At 55.6% G+C, this 14154-nt stretch carries 12 protein-coding genes; all 12 read left to right on the top strand.

From position 1 onward, the window contains the following. Nucleotides 1–70 precede the first annotated feature (70 nt). The 12 genes from galU (at nucleotide 71) to H559_RS0102250 (ending at nucleotide 14102) form a co-directional block, all read left to right on the top strand. Nucleotides 71–1144, top strand: a complete 1074-nt coding sequence (gene galU, locus H559_RS0102305) for a UTP--glucose-1-phosphate uridylyltransferase GalU (protein ID WP_155845255.1) — start codon at nucleotides 71–73, stop codon at nucleotides 1142–1144. A 182-nt stretch (nucleotides 1145–1326) separates the two neighbouring features. Further along, nucleotides 1327–2322: a UDP-N-acetylglucosamine 4,6-dehydratase (inverting) gene (pseB, locus tag H559_RS0102300; protein ID WP_028451363.1), complete on the top strand. Its 996-nt coding sequence runs from the start codon at nucleotides 1327–1329 to the stop codon at nucleotides 2320–2322. Beyond that, entirely contained in the window at nucleotides 2319–3461 is a 1143-nt protein-coding gene (gene pseC / locus H559_RS0102295) for a UDP-4-amino-4,6-dideoxy-N-acetyl-beta-L-altrosamine transaminase (RefSeq protein WP_028451362.1), read from the top strand. Before pseB ends, pseC begins: the two co-directional genes overlap by 4 nt. Then, the gene (gene pseF / locus H559_RS0102290; protein WP_034639320.1) at nucleotides 3458–4171 is read left to right on the top strand and encodes a pseudaminic acid cytidylyltransferase; all 714 of its coding nucleotides are present in this window, start codon (nucleotides 3458–3460) and stop codon (nucleotides 4169–4171) included. Before pseC ends, pseF begins: the two co-directional genes overlap by 4 nt. After that, complete coding sequence (gene pseG, locus H559_RS18435; protein WP_051278821.1) at nucleotides 4168–5628, top strand: UDP-2,4-diacetamido-2,4,6-trideoxy-beta-L-altropyranose hydrolase; 1461 nt, start codon at nucleotides 4168–4170, stop codon at nucleotides 5626–5628. Before pseF ends, pseG begins: the two co-directional genes overlap by 4 nt. Further along, entirely contained in the window at nucleotides 5625–6677 is a 1053-nt protein-coding gene (gene pseI, locus H559_RS0102280; RefSeq protein ID WP_028451360.1) for a pseudaminic acid synthase, read from the top strand. Before pseG ends, pseI begins: the two co-directional genes overlap by 4 nt. Then, on the top strand, nucleotides 6674–7663 hold the full coding sequence (locus H559_RS0102275; RefSeq protein WP_028451359.1) for a Gfo/Idh/MocA family protein: 990 nt from the start codon (nucleotides 6674–6676) through the stop codon (nucleotides 7661–7663). The genes pseI and H559_RS0102275 overlap by 4 nt, the downstream gene beginning before the upstream one ends. Nucleotides 7664–7666: 3 nt before the next feature. Next, nucleotides 7667–8686 (top strand): hypothetical protein, encoded by a 1020-nt coding sequence (locus H559_RS0102270; protein ID WP_028451358.1) that lies wholly within the window; start codon nucleotides 7667–7669, stop codon nucleotides 8684–8686. Next, nucleotides 8686–9951: a DegT/DnrJ/EryC1/StrS family aminotransferase gene (locus H559_RS0102265; RefSeq protein ID WP_028451357.1), complete on the top strand. Its 1266-nt coding sequence runs from the start codon at nucleotides 8686–8688 to the stop codon at nucleotides 9949–9951. Before H559_RS0102270 ends, H559_RS0102265 begins: the two co-directional genes overlap by 1 nt. Further along, on the top strand, nucleotides 9941–10516 hold the full coding sequence (locus H559_RS0102260; RefSeq protein WP_034639318.1) for a GNAT family N-acetyltransferase: 576 nt from the start codon (nucleotides 9941–9943) through the stop codon (nucleotides 10514–10516). The genes H559_RS0102265 and H559_RS0102260 overlap by 11 nt, the downstream gene beginning before the upstream one ends. Beyond that, entirely contained in the window at nucleotides 10513–12420 is a 1908-nt protein-coding gene (locus H559_RS0102255) for a tetratricopeptide repeat protein (RefSeq protein ID WP_028451355.1), read from the top strand. Before H559_RS0102260 ends, H559_RS0102255 begins: the two co-directional genes overlap by 4 nt. 242 nt (nucleotides 12421–12662) lie before the next feature. Further along, nucleotides 12663–14102 (top strand): flagellin N-terminal helical domain-containing protein, encoded by a 1440-nt coding sequence (locus H559_RS0102250; protein ID WP_034639316.1) that lies wholly within the window; start codon nucleotides 12663–12665, stop codon nucleotides 14100–14102. Nucleotides 14103–14154 lie beyond the last annotated feature (52 nt).

The following is a 14154-nucleotide window of genomic DNA, read 5'->3' as shown; positions in this document are numbered from 1 at the left end:
TTAATTATTTGAACATTTTTTGGTGCTTTCGGATGTTGACATTGCTGTTCAATAGTTTGAACATGTGCTCATGCGCAAATCCGAAGCCCTGCAACTGTTTGGCACCCAGACCCGTCTTGCCGAAGCACTCGGCCTCGGGCGCTCGGCCATTTCGCAGTGGCCCGATCTTTTGCCGCAACGTCAGGCCGATCAGGTGCTGGGTGCGGCATTGCGGCTCGGTTTGCTGAAACACCATCCCCGACTTATCCCTTCGATTGCAGAGGACAGCAGCATGCAAAAGGTTCGCAAGGCCGTTTTTCCGGTTGCCGGTATGGGCACCCGCTTCCTGCCCGCCACCAAGGCCAGCCCCAAGGAAATGATGCCGGTGGTCGACAAACCGCTGATCCAGTATGCCGTCGAAGAGGCGCTGGCGGCCGGCATCACCGAGATGGTCTTCATCACCGGGCGCAACAAGCGCAGCATCGAGGACCACTTCGACAAGGCCTACGAGCTGGAAAACGAGCTGGAAGCCAAGGGCAAGGACAAGCTGCTGGAAATTCTGCGCGGCATTATTCCGAAATCGGTGACCTGCATTTACATCCGCCAGCCCGAGGCGCTGGGCCTGGGCCACGCCGTACTGTGCGCCAAGCCGGTGGTCGGCGACGAACCGTTTGCCGTGATTCTGGCCGATGACCTGATTGATGGTCCGGAAATGAAATACATGGTGGATGTGTTCAACGACACGCATTGCTCCGTGCTGGGCGTCGAGGAAGTGGCGAAGGAAGAAACCGGCTCCTACGGCATTGTCGAGGTGCAGGATGCGCCGGCCAATCGCCTGCGCATCAACAACATCGTCGAGAAGCCGAAGCCCGAAGAAGCGCCGTCCAACCTGGCTGTCGTCGGTCGCTACATCCTCACTCCGCGCATCTTCCATCACCTCCAGCACGTACAGCCGGGCAAGGGTGGCGAGATTCAGCTCACCGACGGCATTTTTGCGCTGATGCAGGAGCAGCACATCCTCGCGCACAAGCTTGAGGGAGTGCGCTATGACTGTGGCTCGAAGCTGGGTTACCTGAAGGCAACGGTCGAACTGGGGCGCAAGCATTACGAGGTGGGCGAGGAGTTTGACCGCTACCTGCGGGCATATTGCGCGCAGAAAGGCTGATTCCACTTTTTCTTGCCGAGGGCCTCGGAGTCGCGCCTCCGGGGCCTTTTTGTTTGGCCTGCATAAAGTCGTGTGCTTTGTCGCCGATATGCTTTGCAGAATAAGCATCCGATTGCTGTACTTACAGCAATAAAGGTAAGCTGCCATTTCGGCAGTAAGCCGCCTAACGACCAGGGAAGCGTATGTTTGACCAGAAATCCATTCTAATCACTGGTGGCACAGGATCATTCGGCAAAATGTTCATCCGAACCTTGCTGCAGCGTTATAAGCCGGCACGTATCGTTGTTTTCTCTCGTGACGAACTGAAGCAGTTCGAGATGCAGCAGGAGTTTACTGACCCTTGCATGCGTTTCTTTCTAGGTGATGTGCGTGATGCTGATCGCCTGAAACAGGCCATGCGCGGCATCGATTATGTAGTACACGCTGCTGCGCTGAAGCAGGTTCCTGCTGCCGAATATAATCCGACCGAGTGCATTCGTACCAATGTCTCAGGGGCAGAGAATGTCATTAGCGCTGCGATCGAGAATGGGGTTGAAAAAGTCATCGCACTTTCAACCGACAAGGCGGCCAGTCCGATCAATCTCTACGGCGCCACCAAGCTGCTGTCAGACAAACTGTTCATTGCAGCAAACAATATCGTTGGCGGTCATCGCACACGCTTTGCCGTCGTGCGCTATGGCAATGTGGTCGGTTCGCGTGGTTCCGTCGTACCGTTTTTTCGCAAGCTGATTTCCGATGGTGCGCAGAGTCTGCCGATTACCGATGCGCGAATGACCCGTTTCTGGATTACCTTGCAGCAGGGAGTGGATTTTGTGCTGGCCAATTTTGGTCGCATGCAGGGCGGCGAGTTGTTCGTTCCGAAAATTCCGTCGGTGCGCATCACCGACCTTGCGCGCGCGATGGCACCGGATTTGCCCCAGCACATCATCGGAATCCGGCCTGGCGAAAAACTGCACGAGCTGATGATTTCCAGCGATGACAGCTTTCATACCTATGAATTTGCCGATCATTATGTGATCGCGCCATCGATCACTTTCATCGTCAAGCACGGCTACGAATCGAATGAGGCCGGCGAAACCGGCGTGCTGACGCCGGAAGGATTTTATTTCGCATCGGATAACAACCCTCAGTTTCTCGATATCGCCGAACTGCAGGCGCTGGATCGGGCAACGCCATGATTCCGTATGGCCGCCAGCAGATCAGCGAGGACGATATTGCCGCTGTCGACGGGGTGTTGCGCTCCGACTGGCTGACGCAAGGTCCGGCTGTTCCTGCCTTCGAGGCTGCGTTGTGCGCGCGTACTGGTGCCAGGCATGCAGTGGCAGTCAGCAGTGCTACGGCCGCACTGCATCTGGCGTGTCTCGCCGCTGGCGTTGGTGAGGGCGATCAGGTCTGGACAAGTCCGAACACCTTTGTAGCTTCGGCAAACTGTGCAATGTATTGTGGGGCAACCGTTGATTTTATTGATATTGATCCATATACCCTCAATATCGATATCGGGCTGCTGGCTGAGCGGCTGGCTGTAGCCTCACAGTGCGGCAGTTTGCCGAAAGCCGTGATCCCGGTGGCGTTTTCCGGGCGTAGTGCGGACATGCAGGCACTGTGGCAATTGGCCCGAGAGTATGGCTTTGTCGTGATCGAAGATGCCTCGCATGCGGTGGGTGCAAACTATCTCGGGCAGCCGGTGGCGAGTGGTGAATATGCCGATATGACGGTGTTCAGCTTTCATCCGGTGAAAATCATCACCACCGCCGAAGGTGGAGCGGTGCTCACCAACCGTCGCGAGTGGGCTGATCAGCTGCAGCGCCTGCGCAGTCACGGAATTACCCGCGACCCGGCACTGATGAATTCGGCCTGCGAGGGAGAATGGTACTACCAGATGCTGGAGTTGGGTTTCAATTACCGCATGACTGATCTTCAGGCTGCGCTGGGGCTGTCCCAGCTGCAGCGGCTTGACGTATTTCTGCTGCGGCGTCGTCAGTTGGCACGCCGTTATACCGCGTTGCTCGCCGATCTGCCGCTGATTCTGCCGCCCCCTAGTGAGGAATCAGCCTGGCACCTGTATGTGGTGCAGCTGGCCGATGCATCCCGTCGCAAGGCCATTTTTACCGAGCTGCGCGCACGTGGCGTCGGGGTGAACGTGCACTATATTCCCGTGCATCTGCAGCCTTATTACCAAGCGCAAGGCTTCACTAGGGGCTATTGCCCGGTTGCCGAAGCATATTATCAGCGGGCAATCACGCTGCCACTGCATGCCGGAATGACGGATGCACAGCAGGATGAAGTGGTCAGTGTATTGAAGGAGTTGCTGCAATGAGCGGGAGCATTGCCATCATTCCGGCGCGCGGTGGCAGCAAACGGATTCCGCGCAAGAACATTCGCCTGTTCCACGGCCAGCCAATGATTGCCTATTCGATCAGGGCTGCGCTGGATTCGGGTTTGTTCGACCGCGTTGTGGTTAGCACGGACGACGCTGAGATCGCCGCTGTGGCGCGAGACCTTGGAGCAGAAACGCCGTTTGTGCGTCCGGCCGAGTTTTCCGGTGATTATTCCACTACGGTCGAGGTGATCCGACACGCCATTCTTGCGCTTCGCGAGCAGGGTAATACTGCGGAGTTTGTCTGCTGCATCTATGCAACCGCTCCTTTTGTGCAGCCACAGTATCTCCGCCAGGGCTATGAGCAGCTCACCGCGCACCCCGATGCCGCCTACGCTTTCTCGGTGACTACGTTTCCGTTTCCGGTGCAGCGGGGTATTCGGCTGAATGCCGCTGGCCGTGTTGAAGCCATGTACCCGGAGTTCCGGAATACCCGCTCGCAGGATCTGGACGAGGTCTATCACGATGCGGGCCAGTTCTACTGGGGGCGTTGTGAGGCTTGGGTAAGCGGAGAGGTGATTTTTTCGCCCGCTTCTCTGCCGGTGATTCTCCCGCGCCATCTGGTGCAGGATATTGATACGCCAGAAGACTGGATTCGTGCCGAACTAATGCATGCTGCGCTGACCGATTCGGCGCAGGCGCAGGCATGACACAGATCCTGTTTCGGGCTGATGCTTCACCGGCAATCGGGACGGGCCATATCATGCGCTGTCTGGCACTGGCCGATGGTTTGTCTCATTCCGGAGCGGAAATCACCTTCGCATGTCGCGAGTTGCCGCAGTCCTTGCAGGATATGCTGCGGCAGCGCCAATACCGCTTGCTGCCTTTGCTTGGCGCGGTCGATGCGCAGGAAGAGGCTGACTGCATACTGCAGAGCCTGCCACAGCCTCCAGACTGGCTGATCGTTGATCATTACGAACTCGATGCCCACTGGGAACTGGTCATGCGCCCCCGGGTGCGGCATCTGCTGGCGATAGATGACCTGTGCAATCGTCCTCATGCAGCAGACATTGTGCTTGACCATAATCTTTCCTTTTCAGAGAGTGACTATCGCCCTCTGGTGGGTAAGGGCTGCCGTTTGCTGCTTGGGCCTCGCTATGCCCTGCTGCGCGAGCAGTTTGCCGGCAAAACATACCAGGTATCCCGGACGATAAGGCGGGTGCTGGTCAGTTTCGGCGGGAGCGATCCAGGTGGTGAATTATTCAAGGTCATGGACGCAGCGACCGGCCTGCCGGGCATCCACTTTACTTTTCTGGCAGGGCAGGCCAACCTGGCCTGGAACGCCTTGCAGCAGCGTGCAGTGAGTCAGCCTGACTGGTGTCTGCTGCGGCATGTTGACAATCTGGCCGAGCTGATGCTCGAGCACGACCTGTTTATTGGTGCTGCCGGAGGAATGGCTCTGGAACGCGCTGCAATCGGCCTGCCGGGGTTGGTGATTGCCGTCGCTGACAATCAGATACCGGGAGCGGAGGCAATGGCCGAAGCGGGTCTTCATCATTATCTTGGTCGGGCTGATGAGGTGGATGCGCCCGCGATTCGCGCAGCTGTGCTGGCAGCCGATTACCAGCAACGCACACACTGGTCGGCGGCGGGGCGAAAACGAGTCGATGGCAAGGGTATTGCCCGGGTAGTCAATGAAATAAGAGCATGTGCGCTGATACTTAGACGTGTATTGGAAGTGGATCGTGACTTGCTGTTCGCTTCGCGCAATGCGCCTGAAATCCGCCGCTGGGCATTGCAGACAGATGAAATCAGTCGCCCTGTTCACGATCGCTGGTTTAGTGCGCGGCTCAAGGACGAGGATTGCCTGTTCCTGATCGGCGAGCTTGATGCGGAACCTGTCGGTGTGGTGCGTTTTGATCGTTTGCCGCAGCAAACTGATGTGTGCGTATCAATCTATCTGTTGCCCCAGTTCATCGGACAAGGGTTGGGCGCGGCTTTGCTGCGGCGCGCACAGCACGAACTGGTTTGCCACTGGCCCGATGTTACGATGATACGGGCTGAAATTTTGCCCGCTAATCATGCATCACTAGCCCTTTTTCAAGGCGCAGGCTATCAACGTGATGGCGAGGCCTATGTCCTTTCTATTGGAGATATCCGCACATGAGCGAGATGCGTATCGGCCCCATGCCCATCGGAGAAGGTCACCCGCCCTTTGTGATTGCTGAAATGTCCGGCAATCACAATCAGTCACTGGAGCGGGCGCTGGCAATAGTCGATGCCGCTGCCGCTGCCGGGGCCCATGCGCTCAAGTTGCAGACGTACACTGCTGACACGATGACACTGGATATTGATGAAGGCGAATTCCGCATCGCCGATCCTGCCAGTCTGTGGGCGGGTACGTCCTTGTACCGGCTGTATCAGCAGGCTCATACTCCCTGGGAGTGGCATGCACCCATCATGGCTCGTGCAGCTTCCCATGGCATGCTCTGTTTTTCGACGCCATTTGATGAAAGCGCCGTCGATTTTCTGGAGTCGCTGGCTGTTCCTGCATACAAGATTGCGAGCTTTGAAAATACCGATCTTCCCCTGATCCGCAAGGTTGCCGCGACCGGTAAGCCGATGATCATTTCTACCGGCATGGCAACCGTCGCCGAGCTGCATGAGGCGGTGACCGCGGCAAGAGAGGCCGGCTGCCGGCAGTTGGTGCTGTTGAAATGCACCAGCACCTATCCGGCGTCGCCGGAAAATACCAATCTGCGCACCATTCCGCACCTGCGCGAGCTGTTTGGCTGCGAAGTCGGATTGTCGGATCACACAATGGGCGTCGGAGCCTCGGTCGCGGCCGTGGCGCTGGGTGCCACGGTGATTGAAAAGCACTTTACGCTGAGTCGCGCCGACGGCGGTGTGGATTCGACCTTTTCGCTGGAGCCGGAGGAAATGGCCCAACTCGTGGTCGAAACCGGTCGGGCGTGGCAGGCGCTGGGGCGCGTGAGTTATGGCGCCACCGTCGCTGAGGAGAAATCCCGCGTGTTCCGGCGTTCGCTCTACATTACGGCAGATTTGCCGGCAGGAACGGTGCTGGATGAAAGCAATGTCCGTGCGATTCGCCCCGGTTTGGGCTTGCCGACGAGGCATCTGCCTCAGGTGCTGGGACGGGAACTGAAAGTGGAAGTGAAGCGTGGCACGCCCTTGACCTGGGAGTTGCTGCGGTGACCTTGCGAGCGGGCCTGATCGGTTGCGGCCGGATCGGCTTTGGCTTTCAACAGGATGTGCAGCGGGTTGGCATTGCTTCGCATGCCGGTGCCTACGCTGCGCTGGATGGGCTTGCATTGCAAGCGGTGGCTGATCCGGATTTGGCCACAGCCAAGCGCTGTGCGACCCTGTTCGGGGCGCCGGATTGCCGGGTATTCCGCGATCCGGCCGAGATGCTCGCGACAACCGAGCTGGATGTGATCAGTATTGCCAGTCCGGATGAGCTGCATGCCGGTCATCTGGACGAGTCGCTTAAAGTGCCGCAATTGCGGGGAGTCTTGCTGGAAAAGCCGCTGGCGCTGTCCACCGGCGTAGCCGAGTCGCTGTTGTCACGGATTGCTGCTTGTGGCATTCCCGTGCTGGTGAATTATTCGCGCCGCTTTTGCTCCGCGCATCAGGCTGTCCGTCAGGCGATCATTTCCGGTGAGCTGGGTGAAATTCGCACGGTCACCGGCTTCTACGGCAAGGGTCTTCGCCATAATGGCACGCACTGGCTTGATCTGGCGCGCTGGTTTTTTGGCGAATTGGCCGTGCATGAGGTGAGGCAATCGCATGCTAGGCCATTCGGGGTTGATGCAACCCCCGACGTGATACTGTCTGCGGCGTCAGGCTTGCTGCTTCATCTGCATGCAGCCGATGATCGCGATTACACGCTTTTCGAGATGGATATTGTCGGTACTCATGGCCGAGTGCGGGTGCTCGACGGAGGGCTGAATATCGAATGGTATCGCGTGGAGGCCAGCCCGTATTTCAGTGGTTACCAGCAGCTGGTGCGCTGGCAGACCGTATCGGGCTTGCGTGACAGTTTGCTGCACGCAGTGGCAAATCTGCGTGATGCTGTTACGCAGGGGGCCGCCCCGCTGTGCTCGGCGGATGATGCTGCGCAGGCCTTGCGGCTTGCATGTCAGGCTGCTGCATATCTGCCTGTTGCCAGCGAGGGCGCTTGATTGATGCGCGTGGCCGTTGTTGCGGGCGATCCCGGAGGTGGAAATGTGCTCCTGCCGGTTTTGCAGGAGTTGCGGGATGCTGGCTTTTCGCTGCGCCTTTTTGCCTATGGCTCGACTCTTGCCCGCTGGGCTGCTGAGGGCTGGGTTGTTGTATCAGCGGAAACTCCTGATCTGAGCGATTGTGATGTGTTGCTGACGGCAACCTCAGTCAACGCCATGATGCATGAATTGCACTGGTGGCAAGCCGCGAAGGCGGCAGGCATACCTTCATTTGCCGTGGTGGATTTCTGGAGCAACTACCTGGCACGTTTTACCACAGCGGATGGCAAGCCTGTTTTTCCTGACCGGATCGGCCTGCCAGATGGGGCGGCACTTGCTGCGGCAGCAGATGCCGGCTTGCCGGCCGAGCGCTTGTGTGTTGCCGGGGTTCCGGTGCTGGAGCAGCTTGGTCGGCGTCCGCCGTTGACCGCTACGCGTAAAGCTGAAATCCGCCGCATCAATCATGTGGCTGCCGGGAAAGAGTTATGGATATTTGTCTCCCAGCCTCTGCGCGAGATGGCTGCCCTGACGGGGCGGGGCGGGCTGGATGAGTTGCAGATTCTGCAGGATATACAGCGTGCGCTTGCCGAGTTGCAGCTGCCTGTGGCCTTGCGTCTGCGGCAACATCCACGCGAACCCGCTTGCGAGTTTACGAGTGACTGGGCGGATTTCGCTTTGCTGAAAGCGGATGATATTTACGATTGCCTGTGTGCTGCCGATAAAGTACTGGGGATCAGTTCCATGCTGCTGCTGGAGGCAGCTGCGTTGGGCTGCCCTGTGCTCAGTTACCAGCCCGGCATGACAGCCTGTACAGATGGGCTGCCCTGGCAGGAACAAGGGGCGATTGTGCGTGCCTATGGATTTCCGGAATTGCTGGTTCGGCTGCGGCAAAGGAATACGCATGGGTGTATGATCATGAAGCCCAATGAAATAAATGCATCTAGTCGTATACGATACGAATTGGAAAAGATGAAGGGATTGTGATGGCAGAGAAATTGGCGATTGAAGGTGGAAACCCGGTACGAACTACCTCCATGCCGCTGTACAACACACTGGGTGAAGAGGAGCGTGCTGCAGTCAATGCGGTGCTGGATCGCGGCATCCTGTCCCAATTTCTGGGAACCTGGTCGCCCGATTTCTATGGCGGCCCCTGTGTGCAGGCGCTGGAGAGGGCCTGGGAAGCTCATTTTGGTATTGCCCACGCCGTCAGCATGAATTCGGCTACCTCGGCACTCTATGCGGCCGTCGGTGCCGCAGGAGTTTCACCAGGTGACGAGGTAATCGTCTCGCCCTATACCATGTCGGCGTCGGCTGCCGCAGCCCTGGTCTATGGCGGGATTCCGGTGTTTGCCGATATTGATCCTGATACCTTCTGCATTTCTCCGGCGACCATCGCTGCCCGGATTACGTCGCAAACCAAGGCCATCATTGTTGTCGATATCTTCGGTCATCCGGCTGATTTCGACGGCATCATGGCTCTGGCTCACGAACATGGTCTGGTGGTGATCGAAGATTGCGCGCAGGCACCCGGAGCAAGCTATCACGATCGTCCGGCCGGTACGCTGGCTGACATTGGTGTTTACAGCCTGAATTATCACAAGACCATTCACTGCGGCGAAGGTGGTGTGGCAGTGACCGACGATCCGGCGCTGGCAGAGCGTTTGCAGCTGATTCGCAACCATGGCGAAGTGGTTGTGAAGGGAAAGGGAGTGGAAAACCTGGTCAATATGGTCGGTTTCAACTACCGGATGACAGAGATCGAGGCTGCAATCGCCGGCGAGCAGCTGAAGAAATTACCTGCTCTGGTCGCAAAACGGCAGCAGAATGCCGATTATCTGCGGTCCTGCATGGCTGAGCTTGCCGGTATTGCGCAGCCCCTGGTGCAGGAGGGCTGCACGCATGGCTACTACGTCTACGCGATGAAATTCGATTCCGCCAAATTTGGCGTACCCCGCGAAGAGTTTGTCGCTGCAGTATGCGCCGAGGGTATTCCACTGCGTCAGGGCTATGTCGAGCCGCTGTACTTGCAGCCACTCTACCAGCAGCGCATCGCCTTTGGAGCGCATGGCTATCCGTTTACTGAAGCGCGCAATATGCTGGATTACTCGCGCGGAAGTTGCCCTGTGGCTGAGCGCATGTATTCGACTGAATTGTTGCTGGGTGATTTTTGCCATTCAGCACTGACTGTTGACGATCTTGATGACATCAGCAAATCGATACGCAAGGTATGGAAACGGTATGCGCGATGAAACAACTTGGCCTTGGTCCGTAAGCGAATCTGCCCCTGGGTTGCAGCTATATGGAGCTCTTGTGCACCTGCGGGATTTTCGTGCTGCAGATATATCCCCTGAATATGTTGGCTGGCTGAATGACCCACAGATCGTTGCCTACAGCAGGCAGCGCTTCTATGTGCATTCGCTGGAAAGCTGTGCAGCTTATGCAGCCAGTTTCCACGGGACGAGCAATCGCTTCATTGCCATTGATGATGTCGCTAGCGGCAAGATGGTTGGAACGATGACAGTGTATGCCAGCCTGCAGCATGATACGGCTGATGTCGGTATTCTTCTTGGCGCTGCGGAAGTGCGGGGTAAGGGATATGGGCGTGATGCCTGGAATACATTGCTTGCGTTTTTGCTGAGTTCTTGTCGCATTAGGAAGGTAACGGCAGGAACATTGTCTGTGAATGAGCCCATGTGTGCGATTCTTGAGCAATCCGTGATGCACCGGGAGGCAGTGCTGGCTGGCCAGGAATTGCATGGCGGATGCCCTGTTGATGTCTATAAATATGCAGCTTTCTTGAGCAAGGTGATATGAATAAAACTGCCGCATTGAAAAATATGGCTCTTGCACGTGATATTGGCATGAAGGGCGATATTGAGCGAGCTTACAGAATTGCGAGGAAAAACGAGGAAGGACTGCGTGACCATTATGGTTCGCAACTCCTCTATGGTTCTCTTGCTGCCATGCTTGCTAAATATGATGAGGCGGAAATGGCTGCGCTTCGCGCGTTTGATCTGGATAATGCCTCATATGATGCGGCGGTTTTACTTGCAAAGATATATGTTAATTTAAATAATCGCGATGGGGCGTTGAAATTTTCAAAGCTTGCCTATCAGATACTGCCGTCCAGTAAAGAGGCGGCTATTTATTATGCTGTGGAGCTTCATCACCAAGGAGATCCCAAGGCGGCGGAAGAGATTCTTATTGATCTGTATAAACGTGATCGCAGTGATCCCGATGTGGCTTCATTGCTCGGGATGATGTGGGCAAATGCCGGACATTTTTCCCAGGCTCTGATGGTGGTTGAGGGAACGGATTATAAGAATAATGAAAACATTGAATTTTTGAGTAGATATTTTGAGATCTTGATATCCAATGGAAAAGCTTCTGAAGCTAAAGAAGTGGCTAGAAAATGCATTGGCATCATCGATCGAAGTGGTGGTGATAAGAGGCAGCTAGCTTCTGCGTGGGAGGATCTGGGGGCTGCTCACATGGCTGCAGATGAGGCTGATGAGGCCATGCGGGCCTTTGATATGGCGCTTGCGATAAATCCTGCTAGTAAGCAAGCACTGGTAAATAAAGCCGCCCTCTATAAATCCCTAGAGCGGTTCGGAGATGCTGTGGCTTGTTATAAAGCTGCGGCTTTGGCTAATCCAGATGACCCACGTATTTATCATCATCTGAATAATATATTGCGTGACATGGGTTTTCTGGAGGAGTCTGCGAGATATGGCGAAATGGCCCTTGCTGCACGCCCGGGGAATGTGCATTACCAAACGAATTTGGGGACTTCCTATTTTTGCATGGGGCGGCTTAAGGATGCTTGGCCTTTGTATGAGGGGCGTTTAAATGAGTCCTCATCAACATATTTTGAGCTGGGGATTCCTGTTTGGCAAGGTGAAGCATTGGATGGCAAGCGGCTGCTGGTTTTGCGTGAGCAAGGTGTGGGAGATGAGCTGCTGTTTTCAAGTATGCTGCTGGATTTGCCTGCCAATGCAGCAAAAATCGGCTTTGGATGCCAGCCGAAGCTCTATAGCCTGATGAAGCGCACTTTCCCTGAGATTGATGTTTTCTCGATTGATGCTTGTAATGAGGCGACACTCCGTGATGACTATGATTATGTGATTTCGCTTGCCTCTCTGGGCAAGTTTTATCGCAACAGGCTCGAAGACTTTGCAGGGAAAGCGATTGAGTTGGTGCTGGATGAAGGGTTGGCTGCCAATTTGCAGGAACGTGTTGCTGCTTTGCCTGCGGGTTTGCGGGTTGCCTTTTCCTGGCGCAGCATACGCCGCGGTTTGCGCCGTGATCATCATTATCCAGATTTGGAATTCTGGCAGCCGCTGTTTGATTTGCCTGGAATACAGTGGGTGTGTGCGCAGTACGGCATAAGCGATGAGGAAGTCGCTGATTTGCGTGCCCGTCTTGGAGACCGATTTCACCTCTTCGAAGATGTGGATCATCTTGACGATCTTGATGCATCAGCCGCCCTTCTGCGCGCCTGCGACCTTGTGATGGCGCCATGCAACACGATTTCGGTTCTTGGTGCCTGTGTTGGCCGGCCGGTACTGCGCATGGGGTACTGCATTGATTATTTCATGTTTGGTACCGAGCACTATCCATGGCTGCCAACCGTGCAGCCCATGCTTCGTGCATATGATGAATCATGGACCTGCGTTTTTGCCAGGTTGCGTCAGATTCTGGCCGGGCTTACGAGCTGATCTTATATACCCTATGTTGTATGCTTGTGTGGATCTTTATTTTAAATGGATGCAGGCCTATACGTTATTGTTTTCTGGGTTTTTGAGCCTGCCGACGGCGATGGACCTATTTTGTTGGAAAAAGTGAAATCTTGCTAAAGTTGCCTTGGATACGGTCGATATATGCACCAAGAGCAGTCGGGCAGTCGTGAACGACTAAGCTCCCTTAGCCGAGATGCCCTCTCACACCAAGGAGAACGATCATGCAAGTCATTAACACAAACGTGCCCTCGCTGAACTCGCAGCGCAATCTGGCCAACTCCGCCAACTCACTCAACACCTCGCTGCAGCGCCTTTCCTCTGGTCTGCGCATTAATAGCGCCAAGGATGATGCAGCTGGTCTGGCGATTTCCGAGCGCATGACCAGTCAGATTCGTGGCCTGGATCAGGCTCGTCGCAACGCAAATGACGGCATTTCCCTGTCGCAAACGGCTGAAGGCTCCCTCCAGTCCAGTGGCGACATCCTGCAACGTATTCGTGAGCTGGCTGTACAGTCGGTTAACGGCTCCAATTCGGGTAGCGACCGCCAGGCACTGAACGCCGAAGTGTCGAATCTGGTCGGCGAACTGGAACGCATTGCAAACACCACTGAATTCAACGGCCTGAAGCTGATGAACGGCTCGAACGGGTCGATGACCTTCCAGGTCGGCGCCAATGCAAATCAGGTGATTACCGTTGGTTCGGCCGATGTACGTACCAATAAGTATGGTCTGAACACGATTGGAGGTTCTGCCGTTGCCGCTGCTGCAGCAGCAAACTTGACTGCCGGCTCGTTGGTGATCAATGGTCTGACTCGCGCTACGGTTGCCGTTCTTGCAGGCGATAGCGCGAAAGATTTGGCAGACAAGATTAACTCCAAGTCCGAAGCGACTGGCGTTTCTGCATCTGCTCGTACCCTGGCGCGTTTGACATTTACATCGTCCGGCTCCAATACCATCAGCATCAAGTCGAATAATTCGACTGCGGTCAATGTAACCTTCAATATTGGTGTAGGTGCCAATAGTGCAGATGATTTCGCTCAAGCTGTCAGTGAAATCAATAAGAAGTCGTCTGAAACCGGTGTCACCGCACAAGTTAACAAAGCCGGTACTGGCATCGATATCTTGAACGACTCTGGCCAATCCATTACATTGGGATCATCCAATGTCATCAATATGGCTACCGGTGGGCAGCGTGCCCAAGGAACGATCAGCTATGTTGCTGGTGTTGCCCTGACTGCTGGTGGCATCGAGGCTCAAGGGGTTATCAACCTTGATTCTACTAGTGGCTTTAGCTTGGGTGGTCCTGCTAATGTTAATTTCAAAACAACCAAGTCGGACTCTAATAACACGGTAAGCACTATCAGCGTGGGTTCCGCAGAATCGGCAACGATGGCAATTCGCATCGTTGATCAGGCACTGAACAATATCAATAATGTTCGTGCCAACTACGGTGCTATCCAGTCGCGGTTTGAAACCACCATCAAGAACCTGGCAACCACTTCGGAAAACCTGTCTGCATCACGTAGCCGCATTCGTGATACCGACTTTGCCAAGGAAACGGCTGACCTGACTCGTTCGCAGGTGTTGCAGCAAGCGGGTACTGCGATGCTGGCACAGGCAAATGCTCTGCCGAACCAGGTCCTGAGCCTGCTGCGTGGCTAAACTTCAGGCTAGTGCTGGAGTAAACTGAAAATGCCCCGGAGCGCAGGCTTCG

The sequence above is a fragment of the Chitinilyticum aquatile DSM 21506 genome (assembly GCF_000430805.1).
GTDB classification, from domain to species: Bacteria; Pseudomonadota; Gammaproteobacteria; order Burkholderiales; family Chitinibacteraceae; genus Chitinilyticum; species Chitinilyticum aquatile.
The sequence above is the reverse complement of the archived record's forward strand: the minus strand, read 5'-3'. Positions and strand labels throughout refer to the sequence as shown.